This window comes from Virgisporangium aurantiacum (genome assembly GCF_016863635.1).
GTDB classification, from domain to species: Bacteria; Actinomycetota; Actinomycetes; order Mycobacteriales; family Micromonosporaceae; genus Virgisporangium; species Virgisporangium aurantiacum.
On sequence record NZ_BOPG01000024.1, the window covers coordinates 235477 to 251562 of the forward strand.

The 16086-nt window shown below is 72.1% G+C and carries 13 protein-coding genes; 8 read left to right on the top strand and 5 right to left on the bottom strand.

What is annotated here, in order from left to right:
* Positions 1 to 7 precede the first annotated feature (7 nt).
* From Vau01_RS19550 to Vau01_RS19570, 5 genes are all read left to right on the top strand, one after another.
* A complete protein-coding gene (locus tag Vau01_RS19550) occupies positions 8 to 919 on the top strand; it encodes a phosphatase PAP2 family protein (protein ID WP_203994748.1) in 912 nt (303 codons plus the stop codon).
* Positions 916 to 1620, top strand: a complete 705-nt coding sequence (locus Vau01_RS19555) for an ABC transporter ATP-binding protein (RefSeq protein ID WP_239151709.1) — start codon at positions 916 to 918, stop codon at positions 1618 to 1620. Before Vau01_RS19550 ends, Vau01_RS19555 begins: the two co-directional genes overlap by 4 nt.
* Positions 1617 to 4445, top strand: coding sequence for an FtsX-like permease family protein (locus Vau01_RS19560; RefSeq protein WP_203994751.1), 2829 nt, complete (start codon positions 1617 to 1619; stop codon positions 4443 to 4445). Before Vau01_RS19555 ends, Vau01_RS19560 begins: the two co-directional genes overlap by 4 nt.
* A 69-nt stretch (positions 4446 to 4514) precedes the next feature.
* On the top strand, positions 4515 to 4877 hold the full coding sequence (locus Vau01_RS19565; protein WP_203994754.1) for a hypothetical protein: 363 nt from the start codon (positions 4515 to 4517) through the stop codon (positions 4875 to 4877).
* A gap of 16 nt (positions 4878 to 4893) precedes the next feature.
* Positions 4894 to 5832 (top strand): hypothetical protein, encoded by a 939-nt coding sequence (locus tag Vau01_RS19570; RefSeq protein ID WP_203994757.1) that lies wholly within the window; start codon positions 4894 to 4896, stop codon positions 5830 to 5832.
* A 31-nt stretch (positions 5833 to 5863) separates the two neighbouring features.
* On the opposite strand, the gene Vau01_RS19575 is transcribed toward Vau01_RS19570, so the two are convergent.
* The gene (locus Vau01_RS19575) at positions 5864 to 6739 is read right to left on the bottom strand and encodes a sigma-70 family RNA polymerase sigma factor (RefSeq protein WP_203994759.1); all 876 of its coding nucleotides are present in this window, start codon (positions 6737 to 6739) and stop codon (positions 5864 to 5866) included.
* Between the two features lie 62 nt (positions 6740 to 6801).
* Between Vau01_RS19575 and Vau01_RS19580 the strand changes: the two genes are divergently transcribed.
* Complete coding sequence (locus Vau01_RS19580) at positions 6802 to 8064, top strand: FAD-binding oxidoreductase (RefSeq protein WP_203994761.1); 1263 nt, start codon at positions 6802 to 6804, stop codon at positions 8062 to 8064.
* Positions 8065 to 8125: 61 nt separating this feature from the next.
* Here Vau01_RS19580 and Vau01_RS19585 read toward each other — a convergent pair whose 3' ends face one another.
* Positions 8126 to 9397 (bottom strand): YbiU family protein, encoded by a 1272-nt coding sequence (locus Vau01_RS19585; RefSeq protein ID WP_203994762.1) that lies wholly within the window; start codon positions 9395 to 9397, stop codon positions 8126 to 8128.
* 99 nt (positions 9398 to 9496) lie between these two features.
* On the opposite strand from Vau01_RS19585, the gene Vau01_RS19590 reads away from it, so the two are divergent.
* Entirely contained in the window at positions 9497 to 10570 is a 1074-nt protein-coding gene (locus Vau01_RS19590) for an ROK family transcriptional regulator (protein WP_203995181.1), read from the top strand.
* Here Vau01_RS19590 and Vau01_RS19595 read toward each other — a convergent pair.
* Positions 10553 to 11398 carry a helix-turn-helix transcriptional regulator gene (locus Vau01_RS19595; RefSeq protein WP_203994763.1) on the bottom strand — a complete coding sequence of 282 codons (846 nt, stop codon included), beginning with the start codon at positions 11396 to 11398 and terminating at the stop codon, positions 10553 to 10555. The genes Vau01_RS19590 and Vau01_RS19595 overlap by 18 nt on opposite strands.
* Positions 11399 to 11502: 104 nt before the next feature.
* Between Vau01_RS19595 and Vau01_RS19600 the strand changes: the two genes are divergently transcribed.
* A complete protein-coding gene (locus Vau01_RS19600; protein ID WP_203994764.1) occupies positions 11503 to 12912 on the top strand; it encodes an MFS transporter in 1410 nt (469 codons plus the stop codon).
* On the opposite strand, the gene Vau01_RS19605 is transcribed toward Vau01_RS19600, so the two are convergent.
* A complete protein-coding gene (locus tag Vau01_RS19605; protein WP_203994765.1) occupies positions 12899 to 15088 on the bottom strand; it encodes a discoidin domain-containing protein in 2190 nt (729 codons plus the stop codon). The two genes, Vau01_RS19600 and Vau01_RS19605, sit on opposite strands and share 14 nt — an antisense overlap.
* Before the next feature lie 57 nt (positions 15089 to 15145).
* Complete coding sequence (locus Vau01_RS19610; protein WP_203994766.1) at positions 15146 to 15994, bottom strand: DUF1996 domain-containing protein; 849 nt, start codon at positions 15992 to 15994, stop codon at positions 15146 to 15148.
* Positions 15995 to 16086: the final 92 nt, after the last annotated feature.

A 16086-nucleotide genomic window follows, 5' to 3' on the forward strand; every position in this document is an offset into this window, starting at 1 on the left:
ACAGACGATGGTCGTCGCTGAATCCGAGTCCGAACCTCGCACCCGCCGCCGGCCACTGACGCGGACCCTGCTCGCCTCGGTGGCCGCCGCGGTGTTCGTGGCCGTGCACGTCGCCGGTGGCGACCTGAAGGTCACCCATGTGCTGTTCGCCGTCGTCACGGTGGTGGCGGTGTTCATGCTCGACCGCTGGCGCGCGGTGGTGCTGTTCGCGCTGCCGTTCATCGTCATGACGGCCGCGTACGACCTGCAGCGGTTCGTCGGCGCGAAGGTGACGTCGATGCCGGTGCACGTCACCGCGCTGCGCACCTGGGAACTGGCATGGTTCGGCATCCACACGCCGCACGGCGAGATCACCCCCGCCGCGTGGTTCCAGACGCACACCCTCGCGGTGCTCGACGTCGTGTCGGCGTTGACGTACCTCGGGTTCGTCGCCGCGTTCCTGGTCATGGCGGTGTGGTGGCGGTTCAAGGAGAAGCGGCCCGAGGCGCAGCGGGTGATGTGGGCGCTGCTGTGGCTGCACCTGACCGGCTACCTCGTGCACCTGCTGTACCCGACCGCGCCGCCGTGGTACGTCGACGTCTACGGCGACGGTCCGGCCGTCGCCGACGCGGCGCCCGACCCGGCCGGCCTGGCGCGGTTCGACGACCTGTTCGACACGTCCTGGTTCGCCAACCAGTACAGCACCAGTTCGAACACGTTCGGCGCCTGCCCGTCGCTGCACGTCGGGCAGATGTTCCTGGCCGTGCTGTTCGCGCTGCGGTTCCGGTCGCTGCGCACGGTCGCGGTCACGTACTGGGCGCTGGTGCTGTTCGCGTCCGTCTACCTGAACCACCACTACATCGTGGACGGCCTCGTCGGGATGGTGTTCGCGGTCGGCGCCTACCTCCTGGTGCACCTGCCGGGGAGACTCCGGAGATGACGCCCGAGGAGCGCGCGCTCACCTACCGGCAGCGGATGGTGTACGCGGCCAACGTCGTGAAGCATTACCACACCGGCGAGCTGGAGGTGCCCGCCCTGCGGGGCGTCAGCGTCGACATCTGGGCCGGTGAGTTCGTCGCCATCATGGGCCCGTCCGGAAACGGCAAGTCGACGCTGATGAACTGCCTGTCCGGCATCGATACCATCGACTCCGGCCTGGTGATCGTCGACGGGTACGAGATCCACGCGTTGTCCGACAAGGCCCGCACCGCCCACCGGGCGAAGCGGATGGGCTTCGTGTTCCAGGGCTTCAACCTGATCCCGGTGCTCACCGCCGTCGAGAACGTGGAACTGCCGCTGCTCGCGGCGTCGGTCAAGCCGGCCGAGGCGCGGCGGCGCGCGGTCGCCATGCTCGCCCGGGTCGGCCTCGACGACCGCGCGCACCACCGCCCCGGTGAACTGTCCGGCGGGCAGCAGCAGCGGGTGGCGATCGCCCGCGCGCTGGTCGGAAACCCCGCCGTCGTCTGGGCCGACGAACCGACCGGGAACCTCGACTCGTCGACCGCCACGGCAATCGTCGAGCTGTTCGTCGAGCTGACCGCGGGCGGTCACACCGTCGTCATCGTCACCCACGACCCGGCGATCGCGGCGCGGGCGCACCGGGTCATCGACATGGTCGACGGCCGCGTGGTGCCGGTGTGACGCTCGCCTGCGCCGTCGTTCTCGGGCTGCTCGTCCCGCCGATCCTGTTCGACCTCCTGTTCCGGCCGGCCGTGCGGCGGATCGGGCTGCGCAACGTGGTCCGGCGGCCGGGCGAGGCGGCGCTGGTGGTGTTCGGGTCGATGCTGGCGACCGCGCTCATCACCGCGTCGTTCATCGTCGGCGACTCGTTCGGGACGTCGTTCCGGGCCCGGGCGGAGACCTACCTCGGCCCGCTCGACCTCGTGGTGGCCACCACCGACGTCGACGCCGACCTGGGCAGGCTGAACGCGGTGCGCTCGGCGGAGGACACGCCGATCGAGTCGGTGATGGCGGTGCGTGAGGGTGACATCAGCGCCGCCGACGGCCGCGGCCGGACGCAGCCGCGGGAACGGTTCTGGGAGGTGGACCCGGCCGAGGCGCGCCGGTTCGGCAACGACCTGGCCGCGTCCGGCCTGACGGACCTGCCGGAGCGGTTGGGGCCTGACGAGGTGGCGGTCAACGCCGACCTGGCCGACCGGTTGCGCCTCGGCACGGGCGACGGCCTCGAACTCGTCGCCGGCACCGTCGTCCGCAACCTGAGGATCGTCGCCGTGCTCCCCGAGCGCGGGCTCGCCGGGTACGCGCCGATCATCGTCGCGAAGGGCGTGCTGAGCGACGCGATCGGGGACCGGCCGGGCGTCATCCGCGACGTCATCGCGGTCTCGAACGTCGGCGACACCTACGGCGGTGCACGTCGCAGCGCGGCGGCCGAACGCCGGATCGTCGAGACGCTGGGCGAGCGCACCACGGTCGTCCCCGTGAAGGCGCAGACGCTCGACCGGGCCGACAAGATCGGCGACCAGGCGACCACCCGGTTCAGCACGGTGGGCGGGTTCACCGTGGCGGCGGCGGTGCTGCTCGTCGTCAACCTGTTCGTCATGCTCGCCATGGAACGCCGGGTCGAGCTGGGCACCCTGCGTGCGGTGGGCGTCCAGGAGGGCCACACCCGGCGGGCGTTCGCCGTGGAGGGGCTGGTCTACGGGCTGTTGGCGACGATCATCGGCGTCGGGGTCGGGCTCGACGTCGCGGCGCTGGTCATCCGCACCGCGCACGGGCTGTTCGGGGTCGGCCTGGACTTCGACCTGCGGCTGGGCGTCGAGCCGACCAGCCTGCTGTCGGGCGCGGTGATCGGGCTGGCCATCTCGCAGCTCACGGTGCTCGTCACCACGATGCGGGTGGTGAAGGTCAACATCGTGGCGGCGCTCAAGGACGCGGTGCCGCGCCGGGCCCGCGGCGACTCGCGGCCGCGCATCGTCACCGGGCTGGTGCTGTGCGCCGTCGCGGGCGCCGCGTGGGCGCTGGCCCCGGACACCCAGGCCACCGTGTTCACCGCGCCGCTGGTGATCGCGGTCGGGCTGATCCCGGCACTGACCGCCCTGATCGGGCCGAGAGCCGCGGTGACGCTGTGCTGCGGCGCCGGCATCGCCTGGGCGGGCACAGCGTTCGGGCTGCGGCCGGAGCTGTTCGAGAAGACCGAGATCACGCTGTTCATCGTCCAGGGGGTCGCGCTCATCGGGCTGTCGGCCACGATCGTGGCGGTCTTCGACACGTGGCTCGTCGCCGGCATCCGCGCGGTGGGCAAGGGCTTCGTCGCGTCGCGGCTCGGGTTGGCGACCGCGCTGGCGCGACCGGTCCGCACCGCGCTGCTGACGTCGATGTACGCGCTGGTCATCTTCACGGTCACGTTCACGGCGGTGCTCAACACCGTCCTCGCGCAGGAGGAGCCGAAGGACATCGCCCGCGCCGGCGGCGGCTACGACGTGGTGCTGTTCAGCAGCCGCGCGTCACCCGTGACCGCCGAGGCGCTGCGCGGCCGCGCCGACGTCGCCCGCGCGATCGACCTGACCGACGGCTACGCCATGGTCGCCTCGCCGGCGTTGGACACCTACGAGCGCGACCAGGGCACCGGCCAGGGTTTCACCGACGGCCGCCCGGTCCGCCGCACCGTCACGCTCGTGACGCCCGAACTGGCCGGCAACGGCCCACCCCAACTGGCCGAGCGCGCGGGCCGCTTCGCCTCCGACCGGGACGCCTGGTCGTACGTGGCCGCCACCCCGGGTGCCGTCATCGTGCCCAAGTACGTCGGCCTGGAGATCGGCCAGACCGTGCAGGTCGTCGACGCCCAGAGCCGGCGCACCGACCTGGAGATCGTCGGCCTCAGCGACTGGAACTGGCTGGTCGGCGCCGGCCTCTACGTCTCCGAACGGCAGGCCGCCCTGCTGCTCGCCGACACCCCGCCGGTGGTGCGCCAGTACGTCGCCGCCGCCGACGGCGTGGACACGACGACCCTGCAGGCGGCCCTGAACGCCGACTACTTCGCCAACGGCGCCGACGCCCGCTCGTTCGCCGCCGACATCGCCACCCAGTCGGCGGAGGCCACCGCGTTCATCGAGATCCTCCAGGGCTTCCTCGGCCTCGGCCTGCTGGTCGGCATGGCCGGGCTGACCGTCGTGCTGGTCCGCGGCGTCCGCGAGCGGCGCCAGCAGTTGGGCATGCTGCGGGCGATCGGCTTCCCGCCGAGCGTGCTGCGCAACACGTTCCTCGTCGAGGCGTCGTTCGTCGGCGTGCAGGGCATCGTGCTCGGCATCGGCCTGGGCGTGCTGTGCGCGTGGCAGGTGCTGACGATGTCGACCGCTGTCGCGCGTCACCTCGATTTCGCCGTGCCCGGGGTGTTCCTGGCGGCACTGGCGGTGGCGGCGCTGGCGGCGGCCCTGCTGGCCGGCCTGGTCCCGGCGATCCGCGCCGGCCGCACCGCGCCGGCGGAGTCGTTGCGCCTGCCCGGGTAGATGCTAAATCTGCGTTAGAGGTCGGCCCGCTGCCGTGCCCGGGACCGGTCGCGCACCTACCGTCGGGTCATGGAGGGAACAGTGTGCGACCCGCAGTGGCTCAGAGACGTGGGTCAGCAGGACCTGCCCGGTATCGCCAACGCGTTGCAGGCGGCGCGTACGGCGCTGCTCGGAACGGTCGACGACTGGTCGTCGGCGTTCCACGAAGACAACACCGCGTCCGGAAGCATGTACGACGGCACCCGTGACGTGTGGTCGTCGGTCTGCTGGTCGTACTTCTACTCGTTGCTGGAGGCGGCGACCCGTCTCGACCATGCCGGGCAGGCGCTGGTCGACATGGCCGACACCTACTGCGCGAGCGACGACGGCACGGCGCGCGACCTCACCGGCGTCTTCGAGCTTCACGACATCGGTGGAACGCCGGAGGACTGAGATGCCCGATCACCGGATGCTTGACGACGACACCTTCCGCGAGGCGCTCAACACCGCGGTCGACGAGATCATCGAGGCGTTCCGCATGGAGTTCGCCCAGTTCGAGATGAACCGGGAGTACCTGGCCTGGTACGAGCGGGAGGCGAACACGTGGGTGCCGTTCTCGCCGTGGCGCGACGAGAGCGCGTTCGACGGCCTTCCCGCCGACGACATGGCCGGCCTGGAGGAGCACTACCGCAACCTGTTCAAGCAGTTCCGCGGGTACAACATCACCGGCGGCACCGCGTCGATCGCGTCGGTCCTCACCGACGACGTGGTCGAGCGGCTGCGCCTGCAGGCCGACGAGGCCTTCGAGGGCTCCCGCCCGTACGACCTCATCAAGGACAAGCTGGCGGGCTGGGGTGGCGGCCCAGACAGCGCGTCCGACGTGTTCCACCACACGTACATGCCCGACCTGTTGATAGCCCTGGTGTACCAGTACGACATCGCGCAGGCGCTGAAGACCGCCATCAAGACGCACGAGGGCGTCGTGCTCGCGGCGCGGGAAGGCATCCTGCGCATCGCCGACCAGACGCTCTCGGCGCTCGGAGCGCTGCGCGACCGGCGGGCCACCGAGAGTCGGGAGGCGCTGCAACAGTTCGTCCAGGACGTCATCGGCGCCTGGACCGGCGCGTCCGGCGAGGCCAAGGCGATCGTCACGGAGGGCCTGGCCGAGATCGGTTCCGCGATCGCGGGAGCGACCCTGGAGGTGCCCGACGGCGACGTGCGTGAGGTCGTCACCAACATGGAGTCCGCGATCGGCTCGCTGGCGTCGGCGATCCGCGTCGAGGAGGACCTGATCACGAGCACGTTGACCGGAATCAACGACCTCATGCACGGCGCCGACCGCATGGACCTGCCACCCGACGTGAACCCACCAGCACCGGTGCGCTCACCGTCGCGCGGCCCGATCTGACCGCCTTCCGTCGCCGCGGTCGGGCCTATGGTCAGTGCAGCGTGACCGGGATGTCGGCCAGAACGTCGGTGGCGCCCATGACGTCGATCCGGGTGATGCGGCCGTTCCTGATCCGCACCGAGTAGAGGGCCTGGACCGTGCCGTCCGGGGCGTACGCGGCGCCGACGAGCCCGTCGACCTCGGCCCATCTTGTTTCCCGCGCCCGGCCGGCGAACACCCGGGCCACCGCGTCGGCGCCCCGGGCCCGCGTGGTGAGGAGCGGGGCGCCGTGCTCGGCGTACGGTGCGGCGGCGGCCACCACCTCGGCGTCCGCGCGCAGTTCGACCTCGGGATCGAGCAGCCGCAGCAGCGTCCCGAAGTCCCCCTCGCGCGACGCGCGGAGGAACGCCTCGACGGCCTCGCGCTGGCGCGACCGCTCGGCTTCGACGTCGACCTCGCGCACGCGGCGCCGTGCCCGCGACGCGAGCTGGCGCGCGGCGGTGGGCGTGCGCTCGACGATCGGCGCGATCCGCTCGAACGACAGCCCGAAGATGTCGTGCAGCACGAACGCCAGCCGTTCCAGCGGGCCGAGCGCGTCGAGCACCACCAGCATCGCCGCGCCGACCTCGTCGGCGGCGACAGCCTCGTCCTCGACCCCGGTGTCGCCGGAACCAGCCGGCAGGTCGGCGTCGAGGTCCTCGTGCTTCGACGCCGCCGACCGCACCTGGTCCAGGCTGAGCCGGGAGACCACCACGGTCAGCCACGCCTCCAGGTTCTCGATCGCACCGGCGTCGGCCTGCTGCAGCCGCAGCCAGGACTCCTGGACGGCGTCCTCCGCGTCGTGGTGCGAGCCGAGGATCCGGTAGGCGATCGCCCGCAGCCGGGGGCGTTGCCGGGTGAACTCGGCGGCGAGGTCTGTCGTCGTCACGTTTTCGCGGGCCCCTCCGTCGACCTGATCGAACCCACGGTACACAGAGTGCGAGGTTGGACATGTCTCTTCAGTCAGTGGTGCGTGGCCGCGTGTGGCTTCCGGGCGACGAGGGCTTCGACGGCGTGCGCCGGCCCTGGAACCTGGCGGTCGAGCAGCCGGTGGCGGCGGTGGTGGAGGCGGCCGATGCCGCCGACGTCGTCGCGCTGGTGCGGCACGCCGCGGCCACCGGTGTGAGCATCGCCACGCAGCCCAGCGGACACGGCGCCTCGGGCCGCACCGACGGCACGATCCTGCTGCGGACGGGCAAACTGGACCACATCGTCGTCGACGGCCGCACAGCCCGCATCGGTGCCGGCGTCCGGTCCGGCGAGTTGCAGGCGGCCGCCGCTTCACACGGCCTGACCGGCCTGCCCGGAAGCTCGCCCGTGGTGAGCGTCACCGGAGTGGCGCTCGGCGGCGGGTTGAGCTGGTTCGGGCGGGCGTTCGGCTGGGTCGCCGACAGCGTCGTCGCGTTCGACGTGGTCGACGCGTCCGGGACGCTGCGCCGCGTCACCGGCGAGTCGGACCCGGACCTCTTCTGGGCGCTGCGGGGCGGTGGCGGGGACTACGCGATCGTCGTCGGGCTCGAGGTCGCGTTGCGCGCGGCACCATCCGTCGTGGGCGGGCGAATGCTCTGGGACGCCGGTCAGACGCGCGCCGTCGCCGACGCGTTCCGGTCGCTCGTTCCGGACGCACCGGACGAGTTGACCGCGTGGCTGGAGTTGGTGCACTTCCCGGGTGCCGAGCCGATGGTGGCCGTCGACACCACCTTCCTCGGCGACGAGGAGACGGCCCGCAAGCTGCTGGCGCCGCTCGACGCCCTGCCCGCGCCGATGGTCGACTCCCGCCGGACGATGGCCGTGTCGGAACTCGGGAGCATCACCGCCGAACCGACCGACCCGAGCCCCGGCATGGGTCGCGCCGAGCTGTTGACGTCGTTGGACGACGCTCTCGACACGCTGCTGGCCGAGCCCATCGCCCCGCTGATGGCGGTGCAGGTGCGGCACCTGGGCGGTGCGCTGGCGCGGGAGAGCGACAGCCCGCACGGCGCGCTGGCCGAGCCGTTCCTGGCGTACCTGTTCGGCCCGCCGACCCCGGCGGTGGCCGCCCGCCAGCGCGAACTGGCGGAGGCCCTGCCGACCTCTGGCCGTAAGCCGGTGACGTTCCTCAACCCCGAGGAGTCCCTGTCCGACGCGCTGCCGCCGGAGGCGATCGCCCGCCTCCGCCGGATCAAGGCCGACCGCGACCCCCAGGGCGTGTTCCGCGCCAACTTCAGCGCCTAGCTCCCGCGATCTTGGACTCCTTGCGGTGCCAGAGGCCCGTGCGGAGTCCAAGATCGCCGGATCAGAGGCCGAGGCCGCGGCGGCCGATGTCGTTGAGGTCGTCCGGGCGGAAGCGGTTTGGCCAGTCGCGTTCGTAGTGCTCGGCGGGGAAGTCGCTCGGGCTCTCCCCGCTGAGGAACGCCGCCCGCACCGACGCGGCGTACTCCTCGTTGCGCGGGCACCACGGCGCGGCCGGGATGTACATGACGTTGCCCCAGCCCTTCTGCGCCTCGACCGGAGCCACGCTGTGGATCATGTCGCAGTGCCACCAGACGGAGTCGCCGGCCCGCACGTCGGGGATGCCCGACAACGCCTCCATGAGTGGCGCGTGCCATTTGTGACCGGCCGGGAAGACCTGGTTGACGGTGACGCCGCACATGTCGTCGTCGGGCACGTCCGACAGCAGCGGGCGCAGCATCAGGTACGCCATCGCCGCCGGAATCGGGACGGTGTGCAGCACGCCCTGGTCGTGGTCCATGTCCGACAGGGCGGTCCAGCCCTGGAACGTGCGGAACGCCGAGCACATCGTGGAGCCGGGGTACTGCGGGCCGGCGGTGCGGTAGGCGGCGTCCCACGGGTCGTACCGCTCGACGTCGCCGTCGAAGAGGTGCCGGAACGCCTGCTGGTAGGCGCTGGTCATCCAGAGGTCGAGGGTGCCGGGGTCGAGGTGCGTGCCGAGGCCGGCCGAGTCGGCGCCCTCGGGACGGCGGCGGATCCGGTCGGGGTAGAGCGAGTCGCGGTCGGGGTCGAACCACTGGACGCCCTCCGACGACGACGTCCACCGCCGGTTCAGGAACGCCTGGACCGTGGCCATGCGTTCGCTCTGCCGGGCCTGCATCTGCGCCGGCGACCAGTAGACGGGGTAGATCTCCGGCTTGGAGCCGACGCTGCCGAAGAAGTCGTCGCCGGGTCCCCGGTAGTTCTCGAAGAACCGGTTGCTCTCCACGTAGTCGACGATGTCGGCGTCCCATCGCAGGGCCTGATCGCGGTCGAGTTGATTGCGGACCACGAGGCAGCCCCGCCGCTTGAGCAGGGCCACCTGCGACGGGGACACCGTGCCGGCGGCGATGTCGGCGTAGTCGATGACGGGCCAGACCGGTTCGCCGCGCCGGCGGGCCGCGACGATCTCGTCGATCGCGACCTGCACCCGCGCCTCGATCACGGCGAACACCTCGTCGACGGTCCGGCCCGACGCGGCGATCCGCTCGCGCAGGGCGGTCTTGATCTCGCGGGTGGCGGCCCGGAGATCGGTGGGCGTCTCCTCCCAGTGGGGCAGGGCGGCGGTGACCGGCATCGGCGTGATCCTTTCAAGTCAAGGGTCCTTACTTGTATTGACCGTACGGGTCGGTCGCTTTCCAGGCAAGTCCCCTGACTAGAATCGCGTCCCGTGGAGATGGTGCGTTCGGTCACCGACGAGCACGTCCTGCGCGCGCTGATGCGGCACCGCCGCCTCACCCGGGCCGAACTGGCCACCGAGATCGGCATCTCGAAGCCGACCGCGGGGGAGAGCGTCCGGCGCCTCAGCGAGCGGGGCCTGGTCACCGACACCGGCGAGCGCACCCCCGGCGGTCGCGGCCGGGGGCGGGTCGGCTCGTACTACGCGCTGGCGCCGGCGGTCGGTGCGGCGCTGGCGGTCACCATCGCTCCCGGCGGTGTCGTGGCGACCCGGGTCGACGTCTACGGCGACACCGTGGCGCGGGCGGCCCGCGACGTCGACCGCCCCGCGCGTCCGGAACAGGTCGCCGCCGCGCTGCGGACGGCGGTCGCGGAGGCCTGCGCCGGCGATCGGGCCCGGCTGGCGGTGGTCGGCGCGGCCGATCCGGTGGACCGCGAGAGCGGACGCCTGGTGCACCTCCCCGACTCGCCGTTCCTCGTCGGCGAGCTGGACCCGGTGGCCGTCCTCCGGCCCCACGTCACCGGCCCGGTCGTGGTCGACAACGACGTCAACTGGGCCGCCCTGGCCGAACGCGCCCACACCGGTCCCGACTTCGTCTACCTGTACCTCGGCGAGGGTCTCGGCTGCGCGGTCGTCAACGACGGCGAGGTCCGCCGTGGCCGGACCGGCCTGGTCGGCGAGATCGCCCACGTCCTGACCACCGGCCCGGACGGCCGGGCCGTCCACCTCATCGACGTCTTCGGCCACCTGGGTCTGCGCCAACCCGGCACGACGGCCATCGACGTCGGTCGCGTCATCGCCGCGGACCCGGCCACCCGTGCGGTGATCGGCGGCGCGATCGCGGGTGTGGTGGCGGCCGCCGTCGCCCTCTGCGACCCGCACGAGATCGTCGTCGGCGGCCCCTGGGGCCCGACCATGCTCGACGCGATCCGCGCCGCGACCGACCGCACGCCGAGGCCGGTGGCGGTCCGCGCCGCCCGCGTCACCGACGACCCGGTGGCGTCCGGCGTGCGCGCCGACGCCGTCGACCGCCTGCGCGCCCTGGTGACCGACTCAGGCCCGGCCGGCTGACATCGGTGACGCGACCAGCCGGTCCAACGCGGTACGGGTGTCGGCGCCGATCGGGATGAACGTGGTCAGCCGGGTGGTGGACGTGGGACCGAGCCACAACTGGGTGTGGGTGAACCGCAGTAGGCCCAGCCGCGGGTGCAGGTACGCCTTGTACCGGGCCTCCGGTTGCGCGATGTCGTGCGCCCGCCACCGTCGCGCGAACTCCGGCGAGGCGTCCCGGAGCCGGTCGAGCAGCTCGCACCAGGCCGGGTCGTCCCGGTGCCCGGCGCGGGCGGCCCGCAGTTGGGCCACCACCCGGTCGGCGGTCACCGGCCAGTCGGCCAGCGACCGCCGCCAGGCGGGATGGGTGAACGTCAGCCAGGCCACGTTGCGGTCGTCGGCCGGCAGGGCGTCGAGGTCGCTGATCAACAGCCGGTAGGCGGTGTTGTAGGCCAGCAGGTCGCTGCGGGCGTTCTGGACGTTGGCCGGGAACGGGTCGAGCTGCCCGAGCAGGGCGAAGATCTCGGGCGGCACCGCCGCCGCGGCCGGCGCGGCCGTTGCGGCCGGGTCGAGCGCACCGGCGAGGGCGAAGAGATGGCGACGCTCGTGCGGGTCGAGGCGCAGCGCCCGGGCGACCGCGCCGAGCACCGCGGCGGACGCCTGGATGTCGCGCCCCTGTTCCAGCCACGTGTACCAGCTGACGCCGACGTCGGCGAGCGCCGCCACCTCCTCGCGCCGCAGGCCGGGTGTGCGCCGGCGGTCGCTGTTCGACAGCCCCACCTCGCCGGGGGTGATCCGTTCCCGTCGGCTGCGCAGGAACCGCCCCAGCTCGGCCCGCCGCGACTCCATGCGCCGGATTGTCCCCCGATCCGCGATCCCGGTGCCAGGTGCTTCTGGTCCCTGGATAGGGACGCTCTGGCACCCCGGCCGCGACGGCACCAGCATCGGCGGGCGTGACCTCCGGAACCGATCACCGACTGTCCACCGTCGGGCTGGCGACCGTGCTGCTCGGCGTGTTCCTGCCGCAGACCGACATGTTCATCGTCAACGTGGCCCTGCCCACGATCCGCGCCGACCTCCACGCCTCCCCGGCGATGCTCGAACTGGTGGTGGCCGGGTACGGGGTCGCGTTCGCACTCCTGCTGGTGCCGGCTGGCCGGCTGGGTGACCAGCTGGGCCGGCGGCGGCTGTTCCTCGCCGGGATCGTCGCGTTCACGGCCGCCTCGGTCTGGTGCGGTGCGGCCGGGTCCGCGGCGCAGCTCGTCACCGCCCGGACCGTGCAGGGCGCGGCGGCCGCGGTCCTGCTGCCGCAGGTGCTGGCCACGATCCACGCGACCACATCGGGACCGGCGCGGGCCCGTGCCCTGGGGGTGTACGCGGCGGTCACGGGCGCCGCCGCGTCGACCGGCCTGGCGATCGGTGGCGTGCTGATCTCCCTCGGCGCCGGCTGGCGGTCGATCTTTCTGGTGAACGTCCCGATCGGGCTGGTCGCGTCGCTGCTGGCGCTCCGCCACCTCCCCGAGACCACCTCGCCGCGGCCGCTGCGGGTCGACCTGGCCGGTACCGGTCTGCTGGCGGCCACCGTGATCTGCCTGCTCCTGCCGGCGACCCAGGGGCGGACCCTCGGCTGGCCGCCCTGGAGCTGGGCGATGCTCGCGTGCGTTCCGGTGACCGTGACGGCGCTCGCCCACCTCGAACGGAGCACGGAGCGGGCCGGCCGCACGCCGCTGATACCGCCGTCGCTGGTGACCCTGCCCGGCGTGCGTCGCGGCCTGGCCGTCGTCCTGCCGTTCTTCGCCGGAGCCGGCGGCTTCTTCTTCACCTACAGCCTGCTCACCCAGCAGGGTCTGGACGCCGCGCCGGCGGTGGCCGGCCTGTCGCTGGCCACGATGACCCTGGGGTTCCTCGCCGCCTCGATGACGACGGCCCGGCTGACCCACCGCCATGGCCGTGGCCGCGTCATCGCCGCCGGTGCGGCGACCCAGGCGCTGGGGCTGGGGATCATCGCGACCACCGTGCTTACCGCGTGGCCCGGGCTTCCTATCGTGGCACTGCTGCCCGGACTGGTGGTGGCCGGATGCGGGCAGGGGCTCGTGGTCGGTCCCCTGTTCGGCGCCGTGCTCGCGCGGATCGACACCGCCCGCGCCGGGGTCGGCAGCGGCCTGCTCGTCACCACCCAGCAACTCGCGCTGGCCCTCGGCGCCGCCGTGCTCGGCAGCCTGTTCCTCGAACTCGACGAACTGCCCGGCGTGTCCATGGGCCGGGCGTTCGCCGCGGTGGTCGCGGTACAGACCGTGGTGGCGCTCTGCGTGGTGCCGGCCGGCCGCCGCCTGGACCCGGCTCCGGTTCCTACGGGTAGCTGACCACGTTCACCGGGACGGTCTGGGTGCCGGTCGCCGGTCCGCCGACGTCGTTGATGACGTGGGCGATCGTGCCCATGCCACCCAGCGACACGGTGAGCAGGTCGTGGAACCGTACCGTGGAGCGGTTCGGTGCCTCGAAGCCGTGCTCGGCCACGATCGACGGGTCGACGTTGAAGTTGCAGTAGCTTCCCAGGCCCCACGCCTCGTGCGAGGTGACGGTGTCGGCCACCTTGTACGCCGCGTACCCGCGGGCGCCGCCGCGCCAGGCGGACTGGCTCGGCGGGTCGTAGGGCAACTCGTTCTGGAAGAAGATGGTCCGTCCGCCGTTGCCGTTCCAGATCACCTCGTACTTCTGGTAGTGCTCGACGAACAGCCCGTACGCGGAGACGTCGGCACCGTTGACGATCAGGCCGGTGTCGGCCGGGTTGACCGTCCACCCGACGCCGCTGCCGTGGTCGGCCCGCCAGGCCCAGATGTGGTCGATGATCGTGTTCGCGCTGTTGACCACCAGGCTCGTCGTCGCCCGGCCCGGTGCCGCGCCGCCGATCCGGAAGAACACGTCCTGGATCGTGGTCGGGTTGGCGGCGTGGCTCGCGCTCGCGCCGTTCGGGCCCACCCGCAGCAGGACGGGTGAGTTCACCGTTCCGGCGTCGAAGAGCAGTCCGGCGAGCTTGACGCCGTCGACGTCGGCCACCGACATCGGCACCACGCCGTTGTCGGGGATCAGCGTGGCATATCCCAGACCCAGCACCACCGTGTCGGCCCGCGTGACGTCGATGGTCTGGTTCACGTGGTAGACGCCGGGCGTGAACAGCAGGTGCAGGCCCTGCCGCAGCGCCTGGTTGATGCGGGCGGCGCTGTCACCGGGCTTCGCCACGTAGAACTGGCTCAACGGGATCGAGGTGCCGGGCGTCGAACCGCCCGACCACGTGGTGCCCTGCGAGTTCTGCCGCAGCGACGGCACGAAGACGGTGTACCGGCCGGCGGAGTCCAGGTACAGGTATGGCTTCTCCCGGCTCACCGGTGTGCGCGGCACCACCGTGTAGGGCGGGTTCGGGAAGCTCTGTGCCGGCGCGCCGGCCACGCCGGAGAACACCATGTTCCAGACGCCGTTGACCCAGCCGCCGATCCGGCTGTCGCGGGTGAACCACTGCTGCTGCGAGTACGGGCCCACGCGGCCGTCGACCTGACTGTCGGCGAGGTAGCCGCCGCTGGCCCAGCCGTAGCCGTTCGGGGCGAGGTTCAGGTCGCCGCGCACGTGCACCCGCCGCATCGGCGCCGCCTGGGCGACGGCCCAGCGGTCGGTGCCGTTGCTCGGAACCACGGCGAAGTTCTCGGCCGAGCGCCAGAAGTTCTGGGTGGCGTTGCCGTTGAACCAGCCGGCGTCGACGGTGACGTCGCCGTTGATGGTGACGTCGTCGGGGTTGCGACCCAGCCCGGCGATCGAGGTGTAGAAGCCGATGTTGGCGTTGATGCCCCGGTAGGTGCCGGGCTTGAACAGCAGCGCGTAGCGCTGCGAGCCGAACTGGTTGCGTTCCTGTTCGCGGAACACGGTGTCCAGTCGGCTCTGGATCGAGGCCGACGACATCGACGGGTCGAACACGACGACGTTCGGGCCGAGGTCGCCGCCGCCGGGCAGGGCGGGCCCGGACTGCGACTGCGACGGCTCGGTGGTCACTCCACTGTGGACGGTGAACTCGTAGAGGGAGTAGCCGTACCCGGTCGCCCGGGTCGTGCCGTACATCCGGACGTAGCGGCCGGTGCCGGAGAGGGCGATGGACTGCGTGCCGCCGGTTCCGGTCGTCGTCGACCATGCCGTCGTCCAGTCGGTGCCGTTCGGCGAGAGCTGGATCTCGAACGCGCGCGCGTACGACGTCTGCCAGCTGATGACGACCTGGCAGACGTCGGTCGGCGTGCCGAGGTCGACCTGCAGCCACTGCGGGTCGCTGAACGCGCTGGACCAGCGGCTGCCGGCGTCGCCGTCGACGGCCTTCGCGGCGGCGGTGCGCGAGTTCTCGTTCGACGACGCGGTGGCGGGCTTCCCGAGGGCGACGTTGTCGGTGCCGCACGCGGCGCGGGCGGCGTCGGGGGAGGGCACCGCGAGAGCGGCGGTGGCCAGGCCCGACAGCAGGAGGCCGGCGGCGGCCGCGATGAGCGGACGGGTGGGTGGTCGCATGGGGGTCTCCAGGAAAGGAGGGCGCCGGGGCGTTGGCGGACCCCGGCGCCGTCGGAATCAGGGCTTGTGGGGGTCGACGCCGTAGCCGTTGCACTGGCGGCCACCGTTGATGCAGTGGACGACCAGCTGCGCCAGCCGGGCCTGGTCCCAGCCGTTCATGAAGTCGTAGTGGAACGAGTAGCCGGCGCCCGAGGAGTACCGCAGCCCCGCGGTGCTTCCGGTGGCCAGCGGGTAGGGCACCTTGATCTCCAGCATCGGCACCGCGACCGGGTGGTGCGCCGGGCACACGCCGTTGACCGGGTAGTCCAGGTGCGACTTGTGGTTCGCGGAGTCGACGTTGACGCCGTCCCAGCAGCTGGGTGCCTTGAGCCGTACCACCAGCGAGGTGCCGGCCGGGCAGGACGCCGGGATGTCGGTGTACCGCTGGCTGCCACACGTCCAGTAGCCCTTGAAGTCGGCGGCCGAGGGCGTGTTCATGTCACCGACCACGACGCGGAAGCCGGCCGGGAACGGCTTGACGGTCCGGTAGTCCTTGACGCCGGACTTGTAGTACACCGTGGGCTTGCTCGGCGCGACCGGGGTTCCGTTCTGCAGCAGCGTCGGGAACCAGTAGCCGGAGGCGTCCTTCGTGTCCTCGCACGACGTCGCGTCTCCGAGGAGCGACTGCGGCGTGGAGTTGGCGTCGACGGTCGGATTGGCGATGAACGTGTGGTTGTGCGACGCGCCCGCCAGGCCGGGGAACACGATCGGGTCGTCGTTGAGCCGGTGCGTGACGGTGCAGTTGGCGTGCATCTCCTGGTACTGCGCGAACGGCGGGTCGTCGGCGGCGGCCGCGGCGCCGGTGCCGAGGGTGCCGACGGCACCGACGACGAGCAGCAGCGCGGCCGCCAGAACGGGTCTCCTCATGGAATCTCCTTGTACGAAAGGGAAGGAGCGGGAGGGTTACCCGGACGTTAACGGCGGCCGTAGATCGACATCAATCAATTGCCACGTGCGTT